General features: G+C 68.2%; 21 protein-coding genes and 1 pseudogene. 16 read left to right on the top strand and 6 right to left on the bottom strand.

Annotated elements, in window-relative coordinates; translation table 11 throughout:
- The first annotated feature begins 413 nt into the window (after nucleotides 1–413).
- Nucleotides 414–1,532 carry an MFS transporter gene (locus JL108_RS03190; RefSeq protein ID WP_205196962.1) on the top strand — a complete coding sequence of 373 codons (1,119 nt, stop codon included), beginning with the start codon at nucleotides 414–416 and terminating at the stop codon, nucleotides 1,530–1,532.
- Between the two features lie 3 nt (nucleotides 1,533–1,535).
- Here JL108_RS03190 and JL108_RS03185 read toward each other — a convergent pair whose 3' ends face one another.
- A complete protein-coding gene (locus JL108_RS03185; protein WP_205196960.1) occupies nucleotides 1,536–2,492 on the bottom strand; it encodes a bile acid:sodium symporter in 957 nt (318 codons plus the stop codon).
- Between the two features lie 105 nt (nucleotides 2,493–2,597).
- Here JL108_RS03185 and JL108_RS03180 point away from each other — a divergent pair, with 105 nt between their 5' ends.
- The gene (locus tag JL108_RS03180; protein WP_307837170.1) at nucleotides 2,598–3,248 is read left to right on the top strand and encodes a response regulator transcription factor; all 651 of its coding nucleotides are present in this window, start codon (nucleotides 2,598–2,600) and stop codon (nucleotides 3,246–3,248) included.
- Here JL108_RS03180 and JL108_RS03175 read toward each other — a convergent pair.
- The 4 genes from JL108_RS03175 to JL108_RS03160 are packed head-to-tail and all read right to left on the bottom strand — an operon-like array spanning nucleotide 3,141 to nucleotide 6,733.
- Complete coding sequence (locus tag JL108_RS03175) at nucleotides 3,141–3,938, bottom strand: glycosyltransferase family 2 protein (protein WP_205196958.1); 798 nt, start codon at nucleotides 3,936–3,938, stop codon at nucleotides 3,141–3,143. The genes JL108_RS03180 and JL108_RS03175 overlap by 108 nt on opposite strands.
- The gene (locus tag JL108_RS03170; protein ID WP_205196956.1) at nucleotides 3,931–5,268 is read right to left on the bottom strand and encodes a bifunctional PIG-L family deacetylase/class I SAM-dependent methyltransferase; all 1,338 of its coding nucleotides are present in this window, start codon (nucleotides 5,266–5,268) and stop codon (nucleotides 3,931–3,933) included. The genes JL108_RS03175 and JL108_RS03170 overlap by 8 nt, the downstream gene beginning before the upstream one ends.
- Nucleotides 5,265–6,308, bottom strand: a complete 1,044-nt coding sequence (locus tag JL108_RS03165) for an acyl-CoA dehydrogenase (protein ID WP_205196954.1) — start codon at nucleotides 6,306–6,308, stop codon at nucleotides 5,265–5,267. Before JL108_RS03165 ends, JL108_RS03170 begins: the two co-directional genes overlap by 4 nt.
- Complete coding sequence (locus JL108_RS03160; RefSeq protein ID WP_205196953.1) at nucleotides 6,305–6,733, bottom strand: hypothetical protein; 429 nt, start codon at nucleotides 6,731–6,733, stop codon at nucleotides 6,305–6,307. The genes JL108_RS03165 and JL108_RS03160 overlap by 4 nt, the downstream gene beginning before the upstream one ends.
- A 303-nt stretch (nucleotides 6,734–7,036) precedes the next feature.
- Between JL108_RS03160 and JL108_RS03155 the strand changes: the two genes are divergently transcribed.
- The 14 genes and pseudogenes from JL108_RS03155 to JL108_RS03085 all read left to right on the top strand — a co-directional run bounded on the left by JL108_RS03155 (nucleotide 7,037) and on the right by JL108_RS03085 (nucleotide 20,803).
- On the top strand, nucleotides 7,037–7,885 hold the full coding sequence (locus JL108_RS03155; protein ID WP_205196951.1) for an SDR family oxidoreductase: 849 nt from the start codon (nucleotides 7,037–7,039) through the stop codon (nucleotides 7,883–7,885).
- A 188-nt stretch (nucleotides 7,886–8,073) separates the two neighbouring features.
- Nucleotides 8,074–9,035 (top strand): annotated as a pseudogene (locus JL108_RS20580) (LysR family transcriptional regulator).
- A gap of 93 nt (nucleotides 9,036–9,128) precedes the next feature.
- Nucleotides 9,129–10,310 carry a succinyldiaminopimelate transaminase gene (dapC, locus tag JL108_RS03140; RefSeq protein ID WP_205196948.1) on the top strand — a complete coding sequence of 394 codons (1,182 nt, stop codon included), beginning with the start codon at nucleotides 9,129–9,131 and terminating at the stop codon, nucleotides 10,308–10,310.
- Between the two features lie 2 nt (nucleotides 10,311–10,312).
- Nucleotides 10,313–11,437: an ABC transporter substrate-binding protein gene (locus tag JL108_RS03135; protein WP_205196946.1), complete on the top strand. Its 1,125-nt coding sequence runs from the start codon at nucleotides 10,313–10,315 to the stop codon at nucleotides 11,435–11,437.
- A 16-nt stretch (nucleotides 11,438–11,453) separates the two neighbouring features.
- On the top strand, nucleotides 11,454–11,825 hold the full coding sequence (locus JL108_RS03130) for a carboxymuconolactone decarboxylase family protein (protein ID WP_205196944.1): 372 nt from the start codon (nucleotides 11,454–11,456) through the stop codon (nucleotides 11,823–11,825).
- Nucleotides 11,826–11,879: 54 nt separating this feature from the next.
- Nucleotides 11,880–13,058, top strand: a complete 1,179-nt coding sequence (locus JL108_RS03125) for a MalY/PatB family protein (protein ID WP_205196942.1) — start codon at nucleotides 11,880–11,882, stop codon at nucleotides 13,056–13,058.
- Nucleotides 13,055–14,698: a rhodanese-like domain-containing protein gene (locus tag JL108_RS03120; protein ID WP_205196940.1), complete on the top strand. Its 1,644-nt coding sequence runs from the start codon at nucleotides 13,055–13,057 to the stop codon at nucleotides 14,696–14,698. Before JL108_RS03125 ends, JL108_RS03120 begins: the two co-directional genes overlap by 4 nt.
- 7 nt (nucleotides 14,699–14,705) lie before the next feature.
- A complete protein-coding gene (locus tag JL108_RS03115) occupies nucleotides 14,706–15,302 on the top strand; it encodes a hypothetical protein (RefSeq protein WP_205196938.1) in 597 nt (198 codons plus the stop codon).
- Complete coding sequence (locus JL108_RS03110) at nucleotides 15,302–16,297, top strand: hypothetical protein (RefSeq protein WP_205196936.1); 996 nt, start codon at nucleotides 15,302–15,304, stop codon at nucleotides 16,295–16,297. Before JL108_RS03115 ends, JL108_RS03110 begins: the two co-directional genes overlap by 1 nt.
- 89 nt (nucleotides 16,298–16,386) lie before the next feature.
- Entirely contained in the window at nucleotides 16,387–17,193 is an 807-nt protein-coding gene (locus JL108_RS03105) for an ABC transporter ATP-binding protein (protein ID WP_205196934.1), read from the top strand.
- Nucleotides 17,190–18,026, top strand: coding sequence for an ABC transporter permease (locus JL108_RS03100; RefSeq protein WP_205196933.1), 837 nt, complete (start codon nucleotides 17,190–17,192; stop codon nucleotides 18,024–18,026). The genes JL108_RS03105 and JL108_RS03100 overlap by 4 nt, the downstream gene beginning before the upstream one ends.
- Before the next feature lie 193 nt (nucleotides 18,027–18,219).
- Nucleotides 18,220–19,323: an S-(hydroxymethyl)mycothiol dehydrogenase gene (locus JL108_RS03095; protein WP_205196931.1), complete on the top strand. Its 1,104-nt coding sequence runs from the start codon at nucleotides 18,220–18,222 to the stop codon at nucleotides 19,321–19,323.
- Nucleotides 19,320–19,928, top strand: a complete 609-nt coding sequence (locus JL108_RS03090; protein ID WP_205196929.1) for an MBL fold metallo-hydrolase — start codon at nucleotides 19,320–19,322, stop codon at nucleotides 19,926–19,928. The genes JL108_RS03095 and JL108_RS03090 overlap by 4 nt, the downstream gene beginning before the upstream one ends.
- A 131-nt stretch (nucleotides 19,929–20,059) precedes the next feature.
- Nucleotides 20,060–20,803: a sulfite exporter TauE/SafE family protein gene (locus JL108_RS03085; RefSeq protein ID WP_205196927.1), complete on the top strand. Its 744-nt coding sequence runs from the start codon at nucleotides 20,060–20,062 to the stop codon at nucleotides 20,801–20,803.
- A gap of 11 nt (nucleotides 20,804–20,814) precedes the next feature.
- Here JL108_RS03085 and JL108_RS03080 read toward each other — a convergent pair whose 3' ends face one another.
- Complete coding sequence (locus JL108_RS03080) at nucleotides 20,815–21,381, bottom strand: hypothetical protein (RefSeq protein WP_205196925.1); 567 nt, start codon at nucleotides 21,379–21,381, stop codon at nucleotides 20,815–20,817.
- Between the last annotated feature and the right edge of the window lie 449 nt (nucleotides 21,382–21,830).

Raw genomic sequence — 21,830 nt, 5'->3', positions numbered from 1 at the left:
ACGGCGAAGGATGCGAGAAGAGCTCTTCGGCGTCGGCGAGCGTGCGCGCCGGGGTCCGTGCCCCACTGCACGAGGTCCGTCGAGAAGTCCGATGCCGGTGAGGTCGTGCGCCGGCTGACCGACCATCTCCGGCCGGCGAAAGACATCCTCGTTCAGGCGGTCCGGGCCGATCGCGAGGAATGAACCCCGCGTCCGGCGCCGGAACACGTGGCCGGGCGATGCCGGTGACCGGTGATGTCACCTCGGCCCGATCGACGCCGTCGCTGGACAGGGCGCCGCTAGGACTCGTTCTAGTAGGGTGCGGGCATGCTCCACGCTCGTGACTGATCGGTGACCCGCGTCCCCGGGACGCGCCGCCGATCCTTCTCCTCAGCACGCCCTCGGCGTGCTCTCTCGCCTGGAGCCCTTCACCCATGTCTGCTTCGACAGCGCGTTATGTCGACGTGCTCTCCCGGCCCGGCGTCCCGATGACGTTCGGTGCCGCGCTCATCGGCCGGGCCGCCTACGCCCTGGTCTTCCTCCCACTGTTCTATGCCGTCGCCGAGGCCACCGACTCCGTGGGCCTCGCCGGCACTGCCGTCGCGGCATACGGCGCGACGGCGAGCCTGCTCGCCCCCGTCCGCGCCTGGGCGATCGACCGGTTCGGGGCACGCCCCGTGCTCACCGCGCTGACGTCGCTCTTCGCCGGCAGCCTCACCGCCCTCGCCCTCGTGTCCGTTCTCGGCGGTGGCGGGGTTGTCCTCATCGTCCTCGCCGGTGTCGCGGGTGCCTTCGCACCGCCGCTCGGCCCGACGATGCGTGTCGCCTGGGGCGAGCTCGCACCGGACAGGGCTTGGCTGCGCAAAGGTCTCAGTCTCGACGCGGTCGTCGAAGAACTGCTCTACCTCGCGGGTCCGGCCGTCGCGGGGCTCGGGCTGACGGTGATCGCACCCGGCCCGGCCCTGCTCGCTCCGGCGGCGCTCGTCGCGGGCGGCGGCCTGATCTTCGCCGCGACGCCCGCGATCGGCGCGATGGGACCTCGGTGTGACCCGGCGGACTCGCGAGACCACGGACCTCTGCTCCTCGACGGCCGTTTCGCTCGCTCTCTGTTCCCGGCCCTGGTAGCCGGCGGGGTCGTCGGCACCATCGGTGTGGCGGTGCCGGTCATGTTCACCGGGTCAGGAGGTTCCGCGGCCGCCGGGATCGCGCTCGGTTCTTTCGCGGCCGGCAGCGCCGTGGGCGGGCTGCTCTACGGCGGACTCCCGATTCCCGGTTCGCCCCCGCGACAGCTCACGGTGCTCGTGCTGGCGCTCCTCGCCTCGGCCTCGGCCCTCGTCGGCGCCTCGGGCATCATCGCCGTCAGTGCTGTGCTCGCCCTCGCCGGGATGTTCTTCGCTCCGGTGATGATCGTCTCCTACCTCGCCGCTCACACCTCCGGCGGAGAGCATCGCCGGAATGCCGCGACCACCTGGGTGAACACGAGCCACAACCTGGGCTCGTCCGCGGGCAGCGTCCTGGCCGGAGTCCTGCTTCAGTCGGTCGGAGGCGGGTGAGGGTCAACTGCGCAGCACCTTCGCCGGGACGAACCAGATGTAGAAGATCATCGCGAACAGCTCGATGATCGACTGCATGACGACGACGATCGCCGCGGTCTCCCAGCCCACGGGCAATGCCAGGGCGAACGGCAGCACGAGGAAGGAATTGCGGGTAGCGAGTGTGAACACGAGGGTTCGCCCCTCGTTCACCGGGAGCCGGGCGACGCGAGCGGTGACGACCGCGACCAGGAGCGCCACGATCAGATAGCCCACGGCGACGGCCAGCACGATCGGGAAGACCCCGACGGCTCCGAGCGCCGACTCGGCGTGTGCCATCGCCACCAGCGTGATCACCACCGTGAGCAGCGGCACGGGCCACCAGCCGCAGCGATCCCGCACCCTGCGACCCCGAGACGTCGACTCGAGCGGCCGGGCGATCGCGAGAGCCAGGAGGAGAGGAAGACCGATGACGAGCAGCGCCGGCCAGAGATCGCTCAGGGTGAACACGGCGGTGGTGTCGCCACCGGTGAAGGCGGCGAGGTAGAGCGGCAGCAACAGGAGCTGCGCGATCAGCAGTACCGGGGACGACGCGGTCGCGCGTGAGGCATCACCCCCGCCGAGCTGTGTGAAGCTGATGAACCAGTCGGTGCACGGCGCGAGCAGCACGAGGAGCAGGCCGAGTCGGAGCGCGGGGTCATCGGGTGTCAGCGAGACGAGACCCCACACGATCGGCGGCATCACGACGAAGTTGGCGATCAGCGACGTCACCAGGAAGCGTCGGTCGCGAACGGCCGACACCAGTGCGGTCGCCGGGATCTGCGTGAAGGTGGCGAACAGCAGGAGCGCGATCACCGGCCAGACGAGGGGTTCTGCGCGCTCGCCGGCCCCGGGCGCGACCGAGCCCACAGCGAGTCCGGCTCCCGCGCCGACCAGGTACCACCAGACCTGGTGGCGTTCCAGGCTCTCTCGCGCGATCACCCCTCGACCGTAGACGGGTCGGCCCCGGGGCGACTCGCCTCCCCGTGATCGCTGCGCCGAGCCCGGAGCAACAGGCGGAGACGGAGCGTTGGCTACAGTCGAAGTGTGAGTCCCGTGAAGGTCGCCGTGACCAATGACTACGCGCTCGTGGTGATCGGACTCACCGAGATGCTCCGCCCGTTCGCCGACCGCGTCATCGTGGTCGAGCAGGAGAGCGCGCTGCCCGTGACCAGCGATGTCGACGTCGTCCTGTACGACACCTTCAGCCAGGTCCAGGGCAATGAATTGGATATCGACGGGATTCTCGGGGAATCCCGGGCCCGGGCCGTCGTCTTCAGCTGGTTCACCGATCCCGAGCTGGTGAAGTGGAGCCTCGCCGCAGGGGCCCACGGCTACGTCGCGAAGTCGGCATCGGCCGCGGAGCTGGTGGAAGCGATCGAGCGAGTCCACCGGGGTGAGCTGGTGACCCCCGGCTCGTCCATCCGCGACCCCGGTGACATCGAGCAGGGCCGCTGGCCCGGTGACGACCAGGGCATCACCGCGCGGGAGGCGGAGGTGCTCGCCCTCATCTGCCAGGGATTGACCAATGAGCAGATCGCCCAGCGGGCGTTCATCGGCATCAACACGGTCAAGACCTATATCCGCAGCCTATACGCGCGTATCGGGGTGACCACCCGTACGCAGGCGGTGCTCTGGGGCGTCGATCACGGGTTCCGGCCGCAACCCGTGCGGCGGGTCGATCCGACCGGGCTCTGACGCGACCCCGAGGTGTCGCAGGAAGCCGGCGAAGCCGCCGGGTGTGCGACCATCAAGGCGTCCCGAGGTCAGCACATCGGGCACCGGCGCCACCCGTGCCCCGACCTCGCGCAGCCGTCCGACCAGGTCCACATCCTCGTGTTCCTCCAGGTCGGCGAAGCCGCCGACGCGCCAATAGGCGTCCAGTGAGACCCCGAGGTTGGCGCCATGGATGTGGCGTGACGTCCCGCCCTCGGCGTAGCGCCGGGCCCATCGCCGATACACCGCGATGCTCACATCGGCCGGATCGAGACGGGCCCGGCCGAGGACGAGGTCGGCCCCGGCGGCAGCCTGCCGAGACTGGGCGAGGAGCCAACCGATGGGGACTCGGCTGTCGGCATCGGTGCAGGCGATCCACACCCGTGTGACGGCTGTGGTCCGGACGATGTGGTCGACGCCGGCGGCGCGGGCCGCGCCGACGCTCCTCCGGCTGATGTGGACGGTCTCCGCGTGATGGGCTGCGGCGATCTCCTCGGATCGGTCGGTGCAGTCGTCCAGGACCACCACGAGGCGCGCGGTCACGCCGACACGCTTCGTCAGGTGTCTCGCGGCGGCCTGGACCGATCCCAGGCAGCGCGCCAGCAGGCGCTCCTCGTTGTGGACCGGGACCACGACGACGATCTCCTGGGGCGGCTTGAAACCCTCACGCATCGGGAGCGATCCAATCCCGTGCCATCACGAGGATCTCGACATCGTCGTCGAGGTAGCGGGCCTGCACCGAGGGCAGCTCGCCGCTCTTCTCCGCACTCGCATGGACCTGGGGACCGTCGAGGGGCCAGCCGCGCACCTCTCCTCGCCAATGGCACAGGACGACCGTCCCGCCGGGCGGGAGGGAGCGGCGGATCGCCGTCCACAGCCGCTCGAGCGCGACAGGCGACAGGAAGTAGCCGACCTCGGAGACGACGATGAGATCGAACCGGCCCTCGGGCCACGCGTCGGGCACCCGCAGGTGCTCCACATCCACGGAGGAGGGGACCCGCTCCCGCGCCAGTGACACGGCGTGCTCGCTCGCGTCGACGGCGAGCATCCGATCGGCGCGCCGGCTGAGCAGCGCACTCAGCGAGCCCCTGGAGCACCCGACCTCCAATGCCCGCTCGTAGTGGTCACGGGGCAGGCAGGCGAGCAGGAGATCGCTCTTGCGTCGCTCGTACCAGCGTTCGTCCACTCTCCACGGATCGTCGTCCTCGGCATGTAGCCGGTCGAGCGCATCGTCGACAGGGGCGTCGATGATGAAGTGCTCGTCCGTGCCCCCGAAGTGCTCGAGGAACTCAGCGCTCAGCAGGACCTCGTCCCCGGGCTCGGAGGACAGCGGGGCCACTTGTGACCGGTGGGCGGCGATGGCGGCGGCCTTCTGCTCGCGGATCGCCCCGTTCACACTCCACCGCCGTGTGGACGAGTAGGGCAGCTCGTCGATATCGGCCCAGTGCCAGAACCAGATGGGGTACTCGCCGAGCATCGCGCCGGTACGAACGGCGGCGGCAGCGGCGGCGCGACCGGCCGCCTCGTGATCGGGGTGCCCGTCGTGACGCCAGGGCGCGAGCAGCAGGGTGTGCCGGCCGTCGCCGATGATGTCGACGATGGTCGTGACGAGAGCCTCATGCTGCCCCGTCAGGTCGCCATCGCCGAAGTCCGCCGGGTGCAACCGGATCGAGGGCGAGAGGATGCGCGCGGCCAATGCCGCTTCCTGCGCCCTCATGTCGGCACGTTGTTCCGGTGTCGTGGTGGACGACTGCGGGTGGCTGTTCTCGCCGCGCGTGAGGGTGACGATGTCGACTTCCCAGGCCCGCCGTGCGAGGTCGGCGGTGATCAGTCCCGCGCCCAGCGTCTCGTCGTCGGGATGGGCCGCCACGACGACGAGCCGGTCGAACCGCTCGAAGCCCGGCTCGGAGGACAGCGCCGGTATGGCCGTCTGGTTCAGGCGTCGGGTCCAGGACCTCGCCGGCGTGCTGGCCTGGTCGTGGGTGAACGGGGGCGAGCTCATCGGCCTCTCGCATCGCGGAGCAGGCGTCCCAGGGCGGCCGCGTCGCGTTCGGCGTGGTGCTGGCGGAGGTAGAGCTGAAGATCGCGGACCCGGTTCACGAGCCGCTCGTCGGTGGTGAGGGGCCCCGGGCCCAGCGCATGCCCGGCCGTCGTCAGGACCGTCTCGGCAGCTGTCGCGGTGGCCTGCCGCACTCGGGCGGCGAGCAACCGACTGGTCTCGGGATCGTCCGGGTGTGCGTCGATCGTCGCGGCGGCACTCGCCATCGCCCGCTGTGCGGGCCAGAGGGCGGCGTCGATGGCACCGACGAGCGACCAGCCCAGCGTGTCCGCGTCACGGTGCGCCATCACCGCGAGCACCTGATCGGCGACGGCGGTCGCGGCGCCGAGCCAGATCGCGGCGACTCCGATCCCGCCCCACGCGAACCCCGGCCGTCGTAGGTACCACTCCGGATCGCCCACGGGCTTCACCGCCACCCCGTCGCAACGGACGGTGCTCGTGACGATCGGTTCGAGTCCGAGCGGAGACCAGGCCGATGAGTCGATCTCGACACCGGTCGACGCGAGGTCGACAGCGAAGAGCGCACGGCGGGAGTCGTCGACCCAGGCCGTGACGAGGGCGTGGTCGACATCGCCCGCGAGCGAGCACCACGGCTTGCCGCCGGTGAGGGTCCACTGCTCGCCGCGCTCGGCGGCGAGACGCATGCCGGGGCCCTCGGCGGCCCACACCGCCCAGCTGCCGGGTTCGGCAGCGATGCCCGCCTCGGACAGGATCGCGAGCGCGTCGAGGTGAGGTTCGACGGCCCGGGCGAGGACGAGATCGGCGCGGCCCAGCTGGGCCAGGAACTCCCAACGAAGGATGGTCCGGCCGGCGCCGGGCGGGGGCACCCGATCGGTGAGAGCGGCGATCCAGGCGAGGGCCGAGCCGGGCTCACGATCAGTCGGCGGTCCGCCGCCTGTCGCGAGCCAGTCGGCGACATCCTCGCGTCGGGCGTGGGTCTCGTCGAGGACGACGGGCTCGGCAGCTGTCGAAGGGGTGCTCATCGTGTACCGAGGTGACGGTCGCTCCACCGTGCGCGCTGGGGGAGCATGGCTGCCAGGCGGGGGACGATCTGCGCGGGCTCGTCGAGAAGCCCGACACCCGCGGCGGCCTCGTCGATCTCGGCGAGGGCGAGAGAGTCCGCCACCTCGCGCAGAGCGAGGATCGCGCAGGGACGCGAGAACGCGCCGAGCAGCAGAGTGATCAGTCGCGGGTCGGGATCGCCGTGCTCGTCGGAGGGCGCGCCGAGGAGCACCAGCGCATCGACCTCCTCGGCGGTGGTCTCGCCGAGGGGGGACTGGCCGATCCCGATGGCCTCGACCTCGCTCTCGGGGGCGATCACCCGCGGCTGGAACTCGGCGTGGGCGAGCTCGGCCACCACCGAGCCGAGTTGCCAGGAGTCCGTCTCCGGGTCGATCACGATGCCCACGACCGCAGTGGTACCCCGATCAAGGGAAGATGAAACGGGGGCCGTCGTCGATGACATGAGTTCCACGATGCTGCAGGGGCGGTCTCGCCCGCTTCACCCCAATAGGTGAAATCCCGTGCGCAGTGGTGCGGCCCCGCCGCCATCCCGACAGCGCATGTCGGGGATGGAGTGCGGGACCGGCTTCTCATCGATCGTAGACCTGTTCGCGCCAGAGCGCACCTCCTCGTGACGACGGACCTCGACTCGCCCACCGGGCCCCGTCGCGGGCGTAGCCTGACAACGACCCACCATCGAGGAGCCTCCATGTCCGCAGCGCACATCGCCGTCACCGGCTCGACAGGGGCGGTGGGGGGCCTGGTCGCCCACGCCCTGAGCGAGGCGGGCGAGCCGACTCGTCTGCTCGTCCGGGATCCAGCGCGGGCGCCGCGCCTCGAACGCGGCGATGTCCGCGAGGCGTCCTATGGCGATCGAGACGCGGTGGGTCGCGCGCTCGACGGGGTCTCCACCGTCTTCATGGTGTCCGCGGCCGAGAGCGCCGAGCGTCTGGAGGAGCACCGCACCTTCATCGACGCCGCTGCCGCCGCCGGTGTCGAGCATGTCGTCTACACCTCCTTCCAGGGGGCGGCCCCCGATGCCACGTTCACGCTCGCCCGCGACCACTGGGCCACCGAGCGGCATCTCAAGGACTCCGGCATGGCGTGGACCTTCCTGCGCGACAGCTTCTATCTCGATCTGATCCCGCTGTTCGCCGGAGACGACGGCGTGATCCGTGGACCGGCCGGCGAGGGCCGGGTGGCCGCGGTGGCCCGCCACGATGTCGCCGCCGTCGGGACGCGCGTGCTCCTCGACGGCACCTCCCACCGGGACATGAGCTACACGCTGACCGGACCCGAGGCGCTGACCCTCGCCGAGATCGCCGCGACCGTCACGCGGGTGACCGGCCGGGAGGTGAGCTTCCACGACGAGACGATCGAGGAGGCCTACGCCTCGCGCTCGGTCTGGCCGGCGCCGCAGTGGCAGTACGACGCCTGGGTCAGCACCTACACGGCGATCGCCCGCGGCGAGGTCGCCGAGGTGAGCGGAGATGTCGAACGTGTCACCGGTCGCGCACCGTTGAGCCTCGAACGGGTGCTGCGTTCGGCCGAGCGCTGAGGGCGTCTACTCCGGGCGGTCACGATGCCCACGGTCGCTACCGCCGGAGTCGCTCCCCGATCGAGGTGTGAGTTCCCACCGATGAGCGTGAGGTCGACTCGGCTTCTTTCCCAGGATTTCGTGCGAGCGCTCGGCTGCGAACCTGTGCCGTCAGGACGGTTGCACGACGATGTGAGCTGAAGCACAGTATGTTACGTTCAGCAATCGGGTCGTCAGAGAGAGGCTTCGTCGTGACGAACTGGCCGTGTCTTCGAGTTCTGGAGCTTGTTGCGGAGATCCAAGAACGGTCGAGCTTGTCCGAGGCGGCGCGCTCGCTCTCGATCCCGCAACCCACGGCGAGCAAGTCGATCGCGAAGCTCGAGCGGCAGCTGGGTCTTCAACTGTTGCAGCGCTCCACTACCGGATCACGACTCACGCCCGATGGTGAGCGGGTCGCGGGCTGGGCCCGCGACATCCTCACCGCCGGCGCTCAATTGTCCTTCGGCGCGGAGAGTCTCAGGAAGCGGAACCGGCGGTTGTCGCTGGCGGCCACGGAGAAGATCGCGATCCATCTCCTGCCGGAATGGCTCCGGGCGGTGCGCGAGTCGCAACCCACCCTGCAGTGTGATCTGGAAGTCGGCAATGCGGCGAGCATTCTCGACGGCCTGCGCCACGGGACGCGATCGCTCGGCTTCCTGGACTCGCACGAGATCCCTCGGGGGCCTTCTCCGTGACCGTGGGCAGCGACTCGCTCGTGGTGATCGTCGGCCCCAGCCACCCGTGGGCCCGTAGGACCGATGTCCTGGGCGCGAGCGAGCTCTTCTCGACCCCGTTGGTGCTGCGTGAACCCGGTTCGGGAGCGCGAACATCCTTTGACGCGGCAGTGGCCGGACATTCGGCGGCCCGCCCCGTCGCCGAACTGCCCACGGATGCGGCGGTGATGCTGAACACCGAGTTCGGAAGCGCTCCCGGGGTCGTGAGTCGACGGTCGGCGCAGTCGGCGATCGCCGACGGGAACCTCATCCAGGTCGAGTGCGATGTCTTCGAGCATCAGGAGCTCAGCGCAGTCTGGCTCCAGCCGTGGCTCTTGGAGGATGCTGCGTACCGCGCCCTGGTCGACATCGCCCGCACCGGCAAAGCCCACGATTCTTCAGCATTCGCAGCACGATGAGGTGACGAGGCGACCTCGTTATGTCGATGGGGAATGGTCGGCATAGCAGAATGATGGCTACCCAAGATGCGACGTACGTCACATGGTTGCTCCATGGACGCCACGAATCAGGCACCACGGGTCACCGCCCTCGATCGCCTGCCCATCTATTCCTGGGACGGGCTGGCCCCGCTCCTGGAGGCCGCGAAGGACTACCCGGGTCCGACCGTCAATCTCTCAGCCGGTAACCCCGTCGACCCCACCCCGGCCTTCATCGCGGAGGCCATGGCGCGAGGCTCCAACGCCCCCAGCTATGTGACGCCCGATGGCTCCGTGGAACTGCGCACGGCGATCACCGACTGGCTCGCACGGATGCGGAATGTCTCGATCGACCCGACTGCCGTTCTCCCGTTGATCGGGACCCGAGAGGTGTTGTCGTGGATCGAACTCTTCCTCGATCTCGGGCCCGGAGACGTGGTGGCCGTCGAGACCCTGGCGTATCCCGCCTACAAGATCGGGGTCGGTCTGGTCGGGGCCGAACTTCTCGTCATGAACCAGCTCGCCGACCTGCCGACCGACGGCTCGGTCAAGTTGATCGTCATCAACACGCCACAGAACCCCGGCGGCACGATCCTCGGGGTGGACGAGCTGCGGGGCCTGGTCGACTGGGCGCGTCGTCACGATGCCGTCATCCTCAGCGACGAGTGCTATAGCGAGTTCGTCTGGGAGGGGGAGGCGATCTCACTGCTCGACCCACGGGTGACGGGCGGAGACACGACGAACCTGTTGATCACCAATTCCTGTTCGAAGCGGTCCAATATGGCCGGTTACCGACTGGGGTTCATCGCGGGCGATCCACACCTGACGGGACCCATGCTCGGATTCCGGAGTCAGATGGGTCTGGGCATACCGCTGGCGATGCAGCACGCCATGATCGCAGCCCTCGGCGATGAGGAACACGTACGTGTTCAGGCCGAGCGTTATCGTGCCCGCCGCGATGGGTTGACCCAAGCGCTGCGGTCGACCGGATGGACCGTCGCCGACTGCCGAGGCGGCCTCTTCCTGTGGGCCTCGCTGCCAGGCCGGGATGGCTGGGATGCCGCCCAGGAACTGGCCCAGCTCGGCATCATCGTGGCGCCTGGAGAGCTCTATGGAGCAGCGGGGCTCCAGAACGTGCGGATCGCCTTGACCGCCGTCGACCGCGATATCACGGCGGCGATCGGACGCATCGCCGCCCGTACGGACTTCTCTGGATCATCATCGACCGGCCTCGGCCGGCAGCCTGAAGGGAAATGACCATGCCGAAATCGTTCCGATCGCTGCGGCGACTGCATCGACCGGTCGTCGTGCTGGGGGCAGTCGCCCTCGCGATGACGGCGGCCGCGTGTGGCGGGGAGGCCGCGGACACCTCGGCCTCATCGTCCGACGAGTTGACGGTCGTCATCGGCACCGGTGTCCCGACCGTCTCCGCGGCCCCGTATATCGCCGTGCCACAGCGGTTGTTCTGGGAGGAGCAGGGGCTCGACGTGAAGGTCGAATACGTTCAGGGCGGTGTCGCATCGAATCAGCTGATCCTCGCGGGCCGGGCCGACATCGGGCTGAACGGCATGAGCGGTTCGCTCGCCGCTGCCACCAAGAGCGAGGACGTGCGGGTCGCCGGCGTCACGCCGGGGAATCTTTACAACATCACCGTTCCGGGTGATTCCTCCTATCAATCGATCAAGGATCTGAAGGGAGCCAAGATCGGTGTCCCCGAAATCGGCACGGCCGACTACCTGTACGCGCGCGCCATCGTCCGGGCCAGCGGACTCGATCCCGACACGGACGTCACCTGGGTACCGGTGGGCGCCGCCGACCAGGGCGCGTCGGCGCTGAAGTCCCTCGATGTCGTGGCCTACGGGGCCCATGACGGCACCACCGGGCTGATCGGCACGAAGCTCGACGATGGCCTGCGCATCCTGCCCTCGCCCATCGCCGATCTGCCGGGCACCGGGACCTGGACTGTCAGCAAGAAGGCGCTCGAAGACAAGCCCGATCTGGTGGAGAAGTTCCTGACGGCGCAGTTCAGCGGCGCGCTATTCACCGAGACGAATCCGAAGGCCGCGATCGAGATCTTCTGGGACGCCAATCCCGACCAGAAACCGGCCGACGATGTCTACGACTCGACGCTCGAGACCACCGCCCAGGCAGTCGACCGTTTCTGGACCACCGGCTTCGCTGTCAGCCGCTACCCCGAGTACGGGTACATCAGCGACGAAGAGGTCGACGAGCTGATCAAGTTCCACGAGGACGCCGGCCTGGTCGAAGGCAACATCCTCGACCCGGAGAACTTATTCCAGCTGGAGTACGCCCGGGAAGCCATCGCGCGGGTCGACCGCCCGGCGGTCGAGAAGCTGGCGCACGACTTCACCCTCGATGACTGACGAAAGCAGGAAGCTCATGCAGGACCACTCCACGCACCACTACCACGAGCCGACCGACCGCGCCTATGTGGCGGAGATCAGGCGTGCCGCACCAGAGGTGTTCGCCGCCTACCGTGCCTTCGACGACGCGATCCTCCGAGCGCCCGAGCGGGTGATTCCGCGGAAGTACAAGGAGCTCATGGCGACGGCGGTGGCCTTGACGACCCAGTGCGCCTACTGCATCGAGTCGCATGTCGGTGCGGCACGCAAGGAGGGCGCGACCGATGAGGAGATCGCGGAGACAGTGTTCACCGCCGCAGCGCTGCGGGCCGGCGGCGCGATGGGACATGGCCTGATGGCCTTCAAACTCCTCGACGTCGCCGAGAAGTCCGCCGCGGCCAGGGAGTGACCCAGCCCGCGGGCGGGTTCATCGACCCGCCCGCGGCCGACACCGAGGAGTGAGATGAAGCTCGAGTTGACTGAAGCGGAACTGCGGGCCCGCGGCAGCGCGAAGTGGACGATGTTCCCTGCCGATGTCCTGCCCGCATGGGTGGCCGACATGGACTTTCGGGTCTGTGACCCGGTGACGGATGCGCTCCAGGCGATGGTCGAGGAGTCGAACCACGGATACCCGCTCTTGCGCGGCCGCGACAGTGTCGCCGAGGCCTTCAGCACCTATATGACCCAACGCCATGGGTGGTCACCCGACCCGGACAACACCCTGTTGTCCGCGGACCTGGTGCAGGCACTCATCGCCTGTCTCCTCGCATTGTCCGATGACCACGCGGACGTGGTGGTTCCCACGCCGGCCTATCCGCCGATCCTGGAAGCGGTCCGTGCGACGGGTCGCCGGCTGCACATGGTCGAGGCGTGTGACACGATCCCAGCCTCGTGGCCGGACGCCGTGGAGGCCGGTCGCCTGTACTTCGTCTGCAATCCGCACAATCCCACGGGCCGGATGTTCTCTCGTCACGAGCTCGAGACGGTCGCGGAGGCGGCGATTCGCCACGACGCGATCATCATCTCCGACGAAGTACATGCCGACATCGCCTACGAGCGCGACCACATCCCGATGGCCTCGCTGTCCTCGGAGGTGGCGAGCAGGACCGTGACCCTCACGGCGGCCACGAAGGCCTTCAACCTGGCCGGGGTCAGGTGCGGGGTGCTTCACTTCGGCACGGCTGAGCTGAAGAGGCGGTTTCTCCGGCGCATTCCCGCTCGCCTGCTCGGCGAGGTCAGCACCGTCGGTCAGGTGGCCACGGTGGCGGCCTGGCGTGAGGGCTCACCGTGGCTCGCCACCGTGCTGTCGAGACTCGAAGAGAATCGCGCGACCGTCGACGACTGGGTCCGCCGGACTCCCGGAGTCCGATGGACACGCCCCGAAGCCACCTACCTCGCCTGGCTGGACGTCCGCGCCCTCGACCTGGACGACCCCCACCGGTTCTTGCTGGAGACCGCCGGAGTGGCCCTCAGCGACGGGCGGACCTTCGGCACCGGCGGTGCTGGTCACGTCCGGCTGAACTTCGCCACCTCGCCACAGATCCTCGAACGGATCCTGCACCGCACGTCCGAGGCTATCGACCACCACACCGCAGCCGGGGCACTCGGCTGCACCGATTCGACCACTATGGAGATCGCGTGACCACTGAACTGACAACATCGGACCTCGCCAAGGAGGTTCCGCTCATCGCCGCGGATGAGCTGATCGCGGCATCGCAGGATTCCGCTCCGCCCGTGATCATCGATGTCCGCGAGCGTGGCGAGTACGTCGGTCGGCAGATCTCCGGTGCCGTGACCGTGTCACGAGGGTTGTTCGACCTCGTCATCGGCGACGTGGTTCCCGAGCCGTCCACACCGATCGTTCTCTACTGCGATGACGGCTATCGCAGCCTGCGGGCGGCTGAGACGGCCTCGCGACTGGGATATCGAGAGGTCTCGGTGCTCGCCGGTGGTATCGACGCCTGGATCGCCGCAGGCGGCGAGACGACGTACGGAGCCAATGTCATCGGGAAGGACTTCGGGGAGAGGCTCGCCGTCCGCGAGGAGATCGATGAGCTCGAGGCGAACGCCGTCGATGATGTGATTCGCGCCGGTGGCAGTCTGATCATCGACTCGAGAACGCCGTCCGAGTACGCCGAAGGCCATCTCCCGACAGCCGTCAACATCGCCGCGGGAGAGATCCCTGCCGCGTTGTTCGCCCTCAGGGAAGCGGGTCGCCTGCCCGCACGCGTCGTGGTGCACTGTGCCGGGCGCACACGGAGCCTGGTGGGAGCGCATATCGTCGATCGTCTGGGGATCGTCGAACATGTTCACGCGCTGCGCAACGGGACCATGGCCTGGCTCATGTCCGGGCGAGAACTCGAGCTGGAGTCCTCGAAGGCTCCGGACAACCGAGGGGGATGGCAGGAAGCGGGTCGGTTCGCCAGGGCGCTGACCGATGAGGCGGGCATCGAGGCTACGGCGCAGTCCGAACTCGGTGCGGTGCCGTCGCACGGCCGCTCCTCCTACACGATCGACGTCCGGCTGACGCCGGAATACGAGGCGGGGCACATCTCGGGATCCATCTCGATCCCCAGCGGCCAGCTCGCGAATATCGCGGACGAGTTCATCGGCGATCGTCACGGCCGAATCGTCTGCGTCTCCCATGACGAAACACGTGCCCGCCTGGCCGCGCACGTACTACGCGAGATCGGCTACCCACGAGCGAGCTGGCTCGAGGGTGGGATGTCTGCCTGGCTGGAGGCCGGGCGTCCGGTCGAGACGGGACGCGAGCAGATCAGGCACCGGTCGTATCCGGCCGTGACGGCCGCGCGGGGCCGGGTTCCCGCGGTGACGTGGGCGGATATAGCGACTGGCCAGTTCGTGGTGCTCGACGTGCGTCGAAGCAGTGAGTTCGCGGTGCGCCATGTTCCGGGATCCAGGTGGGTCCCTCGCGGAGACCTGGAACGTCGTGTCGGCGACGTGATCGCCGACAGATCCCGCCCGATCGTGGTGGTCTCCAATCGTGATCTGCGCGGAACGCTGGCGGCCTCGACGCTGCTCCGGCTCGGATACGACAACGTCTTTCGGCTGGAGGGCGGACTCGACGGTGTGCCGGACGCCCCTTCGCGTCTCGTCGAGGGTCTCGACGGAGCGGATGTAGATCTTCAGGAGGCGAAGGACGATGTCGATCTCATGGGCGAGCGCGGAACGATCCTGCAGTTCGACCGGCGGGACATGCAGCAGTACCTCGACTGGGAGATCAACCTCGGGGAAAAGTACAAGGACGAACGAAGGAAGTGAGTACATCATGAACGCCACTGCTGACCCCACCACATTTGACGCATTCGTCGAGGCCCTCGATGACCTGGTCCCGCAGATGCACCAGGGACGGCTCTCCGAGGCGGAACTGGTGGAGCAGCTGAAGTCCCCGTTCGCCACTCTCGTCTCCGACGATGTCTGGCTCGACGAGCACTATCAGCTCCCTCAGTACGACTCCGATGTCACGAACCACCTGCTGGCGAAGGCCGCCGACGGCAGTTGGACGGTGGTTTCGGTCGTCTTCCCGCCGGGGTTCAAGACGCCGGTGCACGACCATACGATCTGGGGACTGGTTGGAGTGACGCGCGGACAGGAGCACGAGTGGCGCTACTCGCGGGTGGACGACCACAGCACTCCTGGATACGCCGAGCTGGTCGAGGCCGAGGTCGCCGTCAACGAACCGCGCTCGATCTCCGGCCTGGTGCCTCCCGATGACGACATCCACGCGATCTTGAACCCGGCGACGACACCGTCGTGCTCGATCCACGTCTATGGCGGCAACATCGACGATGTCCTCCGTCATCGTTTCGACCCGGAGCGCAACACAGTGAAGGAGTGGCGCTCCACCTACATGGTCACATGCTGATGACCCCAGTGGCTTCCTCTCCGCTGGACACCGTCGTGATCAACTCCCGCGCCGGCGGGCCGGGCGGCGCGCGTCTGGGGATCGTCGACGGTGTTTTCGTCGGGACGGGTGACGACGAGGCGTGGAGGACGATCGATGCGCGTGACGGCTGGGTCATGCCGGGGGCGACGTGTCTTCACGCGAGACCCGAGGACGCGCAGAAGCTGTGCCGATTGGGCGTCACCACCGCCTGGTTCGATCGAGGGCCACTGGCGATGACCGCGGGCACGGCACACCTGCCGCCGGACGCCGCACCCGCCGGAGTCTGGCGTGTCGATCCGGCGACGGAGCGTATCGAGGTCGACGACCCGACCGCGGTGATCGATCACCGCGGCTGCGACGGTTGGCACCGGTCGGCCTCGTCCGGCAGGCACATCCTGCTGCTCGACCTGCGCGCTGCGCACGGAGACGCGGCGGCATCGGCCGCAGAGTCTGGTCGGCGAGTCATCCTCTGGGTCACGACACCGGACGAACTCGAGGCGGTCGTACCGCTCAAGCATCAGGTGCCGGCCATCCATGTCCGGGTGCCGGTGGATCTGGTCGCGACCGAGGAGCCCGCCGTGTGGGCTGCCCTCACCGATGGGCTGATCGACAGCGTCGATACCGCGGCCGACTCGTCGGTCGGTGCGCTGACCGCGTTGTTGCGACGGGGTTCTGCGGAGCTCGCGCCGGGACGGGTCGTCGATCTGGTCGCCGGCAGTCTGCGGCGTCTGACTGACGTACGAGCCGTGTTCGGCGACCTGGAGCCGGGGTCACGAGCCAGCTTCGTGGTCCTGGACTCTGCGACACCGGGGGTCTCAGACGTTCCGACAGGCGACGGTGAACTGAAGCTGACGGTCGTCCAGGGCCGGCCTGTGCACTTCCACGGACGCGACATCGACCGGGTCGTCCCCGACGATCTGCTCCCGGTGGGTCACTCGACCGACGAAGAATGTGCCGGATCGTGCGTCTGCTGACGCCCCGAGACAGCCGACCCGCAGCGCGTGTCGGGCAGGCGCACATCACAACGAACAACGCCCCCTCAGGGGCGGAAGAAGGAGAACCCATGTCAGTCGATGCAGTCATGGCGCGCCCGGCCCAATCGATCCAGATCAACGACGTCTCGAAGACCTATCTGGTCGAGAAGTCCGATCCCGTGGTGGCACTCGAGCCGGTGCGCCTCGACCTCAACCCGGGCGAGTTCTTCAGCCTCGTGGGCCCGAGCGGTTGCGGCAAGTCGACGATCCTCAACGTGGTGGCCGGCCTCCTCGACGCGACGACGGGCAATGTCGTCATCGGCGGCCGGGAGGTCACCGAACCGGATAACAATGTCGGAATCGTGTTCCAGAAGCCGACTCTGCTGCGTTGGCTCACGGTGCGCGAGAACATCATGCTTCCCGCGAAGATCGCGCGGTCGATCGATGCCGACACCCGGGCGCGAGCCACCGAGCTGCTCGAACTGGCCGGCCTCGCCGACTTTGTCGACCGTTATCCGAACGAACTCTCAGGCGGCATGCAACAGCGCGCCTCGATCGTGCGCGCGCTGGTATCGGACCCGCCGGTGCTGCTCATGGACGAACCCTTCAGCGCGCTCGACGAGTTCACCCGCGAGGTGCTGAACGATGAGCTCCTCCGGCTGTGGACCGTGCGTCCGAAGACTGTCATCTTCATTACGCACAATATCGCCGAAGCGGTCTATCTATCCGATCGCGTCGGCGTCATGACGAGCCGACCAGGGCGCCTCCAGCGCATCGTCGACATCGATCTGGCGCGACCCCGAGGCACCGAACTGAGATCCGACGACTACTTCTACGACCTGGTACGTGATGTGCGGTCCAGTATCGGGACGCCCGATCGAGGAGCTGCGGCATGACCATCGAGCACATCATCGAGCGCAGCGCGCCGGTCGAGCTGCCTTCGGCACGGGACCGGCGTCTCAACCGACTCGGCAAGATTGCCTATCAGGTGCTTCCACCGCTGGCCATGCTGGGGGTGTTGCTCACCGCCTGGTGGTGGTTCACACGGCACGGGCAGCTCCCGAGTCTCCTCTTCCCCAAGCCGTCGGAGGTCGGCGCCTCCCTGCAACGGGGCCTGATCGAAGGACTGTGGTGGCCGCACATTGGTACGACGATGTCATCGATGGTCCTGGGACTCGCCTTCGGCGTCGTGGTGGGGCTGATCCTCGGTGCGCTGTTCGCCTATGTCGACATCGTCCGCGTGATCCTCTACCCGTTCGTCATGGCCCTGCAGAGCTTTCCGAAGATCGCCATCGCACCGCTGCTGATCGTCGCACTCGGCTACGGCCAGACGCCTAAGATCGTGGTCGCCGCGCTTCTGGCGTATTTCCCGGTGATGACGGCGTCGGTGGCGGGTTTCACGCAGGTCGACCGCGAAGAGCTCAACTTCATGCGGTCGATGAAGGCGTCGAAGTACGAGGAGATGCGCTACCTGCGGTTGCCGAATGCGATGTCGTACATCTTCCCGGCGTTGGACGTGGCTCTGGTGTCCGCTCTGCTCGGCGCGGTGGGCGCTGAGCTGGTGGGGGCGAACGCCGGGCTGGGGTACATCCTGGTCGAGAGGACGGCCTTCGGTGACACTCCGTCGATCTTCGGCGTCCTGGTGGTCCTCGGCGTGATCGGTGCGCTTCTGCGGGCTGTCATGGTCACGATCCGTGTCATGCTGCCACGCAGCATCGTGCCGCGTTGATGCCGCCGCCGGTGAACATGGGCGTCGCCGATGTTCACCGGCGGGCACGGTTCATGCCGCGATACGGGTTCGATCGGGTTGGCACGTGCGCCTCGGTGAGGGGCTCCCGGCACCATCCCTCGTCGATCGGGGGGCCGCCGGGCGTGGGAGGATCGAAGAAGCCCCTATCCACCCGGACTTCGAGGAGAGAACCGTGAGCAACAGCCAGACCGTCAAGGGTGTCGTCGCCCTGAAGAAGTCCGAGCCCGTCAGCGTGGTCGACATCGTCATCCCGGCGCCCGGGCCCGGTGAGGCGGTCGTCCAGGTGCAGTCCTGCGGTGTCTGCCATACCGACCTGCACTACCGCGAGGGCGGCATCAACGACGAGTTCCCCTTCCTGCTGGGACATGAGGCCGCCGGTGTCGTGGAGTCGGTGGGCGAGGGCGTCACCGAGGTCGCGCCGGGTGATTTCGTCGTGCTGAACTGGCGCGCCGTCTGCGGCGACTGCCGCGCCTGCGACCGGGGCGAGCCCTGGTACTGCTTCGCGACCCACAACGCCACGCAGAAGATGACGCTGACCGACGGCACCGAGCTGAGCCCGGCACTCGGGATCGGCGCCTTCGCCGAGAAGACCCTCGTCGCGGCCGGCCAGTGCACCAAGGTCGATCCCGAGGCGCGCGCGGCGGCTGTCGGCCTGCTCGGCTGCGGTGTGATGGCCGGGGTCGGTGCGGCCATCAACACCGGCGCCGTCACGCGTGGCAAGAGCGTCGCCGTCATCGGCTGCGGTGGTGTGGGGGCGGCGTCGATCGTCGGCTCGGCACTCGCCGGCGCGTCGCCGATCATCGCCGTGGACATCGACGACCGCAAGCTCGAGACCGCTCGCGAGCTCGGAGCGACGCACACGGTCAACAGCAGCCAGGTCGATCCGGTCGAGGCGATCCGCGAGATCGTCGGCCATGACGGCTCGGAAGGTGCCGACGTCGTGATCGAGGCCGTCGGCCGTCCCGAGACCTGGAAGCAGGCCTTCTATGCCCGCGACCTCGCCGGTGTCCTCGTCCTGGTCGGCGTTCCCACCCCGGACATGACGGTGCCCGACATCCCGTTGATCGACGTCTTCGGCAGGGGCGGCGCGCTCAAGTCCAGCTGGTACGGCGACTGCCTGCCCAAGCGGGACTTCCCGATGCTCGTCGACCTCTACCGGCAGGGCCGTTTCGACCTCGACGCCTTCGTGACCGAGGAGATCGGCATCGGCGATATCGAGGCCGCCTTCGAGAAGATGCACCACGGCGACGTCCTGCGTTCGGTCGTGATCCTGTGACCGCGCGTGTCGAGAAGGTGGTGACCTCGGGGCAGTTCAGCCTCGACGGCGGCAGCTGGGATGTCGACAACAATGTGTGGATCGTCGGTGACGACTCCGAGGTCATCGTCATCGACGCCCCCCACGATGCCGCCGCGATCGCGGCGGCCGTAGGGGAGCGGCGAGTCCTCGCCATCGTGCTCACGCATGGCCACAACGACCACATCAATGCGGCGGTCGAGCTGCGTGACCTGACCGGTGCTCCGATCTGGTTCCCCTCGGCGGACACGATGCTCTGGGAGGCCGAGAACACCGAGGCGTCACCGGATCACGATCTGACCGACGGCACCCGCTTCACGGTGGCCGGCAGTGAGCTCGTCGCCATCGCGACTCCCGGGCATTCGCCGGGCAGCACCTGCCTCTACTCGGCGGATCTCGGCGTGGTCTTCAGCGGGGACACCCTGTTCAACGGCGGTCCCGGCGCCACGGGTCGTTCCTACTCGGACTACGACACGATCGTGGCCTCGATCAAGGAGCGCCTGTTCGCGCTGCCCGAGGACACCGTCGTCCACACCGGACACGGTGACGACACTCGGATCGGCGACGAGAAGTCCGCCCTGGAATGACCTCCCCCGGCGGGCGGTGAGTAGGCGTCCGTTCCCGACCACGAGCGGTGGGTAAGCGTCCGATGACCTCGGTGAAGGGACGCCTACCCACCGCTCGCTGCGGAGTGACAGGTGGCGCGTAGGGTCATCGGGTGTCGGTCGGCCTGATAGCGGTACTCGTGGCGGTATTCGCCGGGGCCATCGCCCAGCGGATCGCCGGTCTCGGCTTCGCCCTTCTCGTCGCGCCGTTCCTGGTGATGCTGCTGGGGGCGCACGAGGGCGTGATCGTGGTGCTCGTCTGCGGCCTCGTCTCGTCCACGATCATCATGGCCCGGGTCTGGGCCGAGGTCGAATGGTCCTCACTGTGGTGGCTCGCCGTGCCGGCCGCCGTGGCCACGATCCCGGCCGCCTTCGTGGCGCGCTGGCTGCCGCCCGCGCCGCTGTCGATCGTCGTGAGCCTGCTGGTCCTGGTGGCGCTCCTCGTCTCGCTGTTGCTCCAGCGGACGACGCTGGCGATCCGCGGACGCCTCCCGATGGGTCTGGCCGGCGTCATGTCGGGGGCGACGAATGCACTCGCCGGGGTGGGCGGTCCGGCCGTGAGCGCCTATGCGGTTATGTCGCGGTGGCCACAGCGTGGGTTCGCCGCCACCCTCCAGCCGTACTTCGTGCTCACCAATATCGTCGCGCTGACCGTCAAGTTCGCCGTGGATCCGGCACAGAGCCCCTCCTTCGGGGTGGCGATCTGGCTGGCGATCGTGGCTCTCATCGTCGCGGGTGTGGTGGTGGGCGATCGGTGCCAGCGCTACGTGCGCGACCACCACGCGCGCATGGCGCTGATCGTCATGTCATTCATCGGAGCTGTGGCCGCGCTCGCCAAGGGGCTCGCTGACCTGTAGGGGGCCGCGACTCACGGCCCGGTCGCCGCATCGGCGAGGCAGTGATCGAGAGTGTCGGCGCTCAGGTCCGGGGTCTGATCGGCCCGTCTCAGGAAATGCTCCGACAACGCCTCCGGGCTGATCCCGAGGTAGCTCGCGTACCGGTGGATCAGCACCCGGCCCTGAAGGACGCTCATCGTGCCGAACTCCGCGATCCGCCGGCTCGCCTCGTGGCCCGGGGCGTCCTCACCGATGGAGGGGTCCGGTGACAGATCGAACATGGGCCCCTTCACGACGCGTTGCTCGCCGGTACGGCTGACCGTGCGCAAGCCCATGTAGGTCGGTCTCTGCCGCGCCTGCACCGTGACGACATCGTGGATGAAAGTGAGGTGCTCTCCTTCGAGCAGACGGGCCCAGAGGGCGAAGATCCGCGGATGATCGACATGCTTGGCGTGGGCGATCGCGAGCTCGCGCGTCAACTCCGCCTCGGGGGTCTCGTAGCCGTGGAGCGCCCAGATCTCGTCGGACCAGCGCCAGATATTCGCCGCCGGGACCCACAGGACCTCATGGGCACGCACGGTGAGGTCGGGGACCGTCACGGATCACTCCTCGCGCAAGCTGATGTGCGCAGAGGAACTGGCTGACTCACCGCACGGACGCAGACAGTGAAGCACCCACAGGGAGCATGACGCCAGTCAGCACGGGTTCGGCAGGCGAGTGGTGGGAGGTGCCAGTAGCTTTGCGCCATGCCCTCGGCTGCTCCGCGACGATCGATGCTGCCGTGCGTGTGCGGAGCGATGGGCCGAATCCACGGTGCTCAGCCCGGGCGCGTGGTCGCCACCTCGTGGGATGCCGACCGGTTCTTCGAATGCTCTTATGGCGGACTGTGGCGCCTCGAGCCTCGAGCCTCGAGCCTCGAGCCTCGAGCCTCGAGCCGCGAGCCCGGCATCGGCCGGCGGCCTTCTGACCGCTCGCCTGGTGGCGGTAGATCATCAACCTTTCCATCCCGCTGGCGGTAGGTGGTCAACGTTGTCGGCGTCGGGTGGGG

Source organism: Aeromicrobium sp. YIM 150415 (genome assembly GCF_016918125.1).
Taxonomy (GTDB): domain Bacteria; phylum Actinomycetota; class Actinomycetes; order Propionibacteriales; family Nocardioidaceae; genus Aeromicrobium; species Aeromicrobium piscarium.
Note: the sequence above shows the minus strand (reverse complement) of the source record. Positions and strands in the feature narration are given on the sequence as shown.

Excerpts from the sequence above, each read along its gene's own strand:
- dapC (WP_205196948.1), top strand. The coding sequence starts at position 9,129 with ATGGACGCCACGAATCAGGCACCACGGGTCACCGCCCTCGATCGCCTG.
- JL108_RS03110 (WP_205196936.1), top strand. The coding sequence starts at position 15,302 with ATGACCCCAGTGGCTTCCTCTCCGCTGGACACCGTCGTGATCAACTCC.
- JL108_RS03165 (WP_205196954.1), bottom strand. The coding sequence starts at position 6,308 with ATGAGCACCCCTTCGACAGCTGCCGAGCCCGTCGTCCTCGACGAGACC.
- JL108_RS03190 (WP_205196962.1), top strand. The coding sequence starts at position 414 with ATGTCTGCTTCGACAGCGCGTTATGTCGACGTGCTCTCCCGGCCCGGC.
- JL108_RS03175 (WP_205196958.1), bottom strand. The coding sequence starts at position 3,938 with ATGCGTGAGGGTTTCAAGCCGCCCCAGGAGATCGTCGTCGTGGTCCCG.
- JL108_RS03170 (WP_205196956.1), bottom strand. The coding sequence starts at position 5,268 with ATGAGCTCGCCCCCGTTCACCCACGACCAGGCCAGCACGCCGGCGAGG.
- JL108_RS03135 (WP_205196946.1), top strand. The coding sequence starts at position 10,313 with ATGCCGAAATCGTTCCGATCGCTGCGGCGACTGCATCGACCGGTCGTC.
- JL108_RS03155 (WP_205196951.1), top strand. The coding sequence starts at position 7,037 with ATGTCCGCAGCGCACATCGCCGTCACCGGCTCGACAGGGGCGGTGGGG.
- JL108_RS03130 (WP_205196944.1), top strand. The coding sequence starts at position 11,454 with ATGCAGGACCACTCCACGCACCACTACCACGAGCCGACCGACCGCGCC.
- JL108_RS03100 (WP_205196933.1), top strand. The coding sequence starts at position 17,190 with ATGACCATCGAGCACATCATCGAGCGCAGCGCGCCGGTCGAGCTGCCT.
- JL108_RS03125 (WP_205196942.1), top strand. The coding sequence starts at position 11,880 with ATGAAGCTCGAGTTGACTGAAGCGGAACTGCGGGCCCGCGGCAGCGCG.
- JL108_RS03105 (WP_205196934.1), top strand. The coding sequence starts at position 16,387 with ATGTCAGTCGATGCAGTCATGGCGCGCCCGGCCCAATCGATCCAGATC.
- JL108_RS03115 (WP_205196938.1), top strand. The coding sequence starts at position 14,706 with ATGAACGCCACTGCTGACCCCACCACATTTGACGCATTCGTCGAGGCC.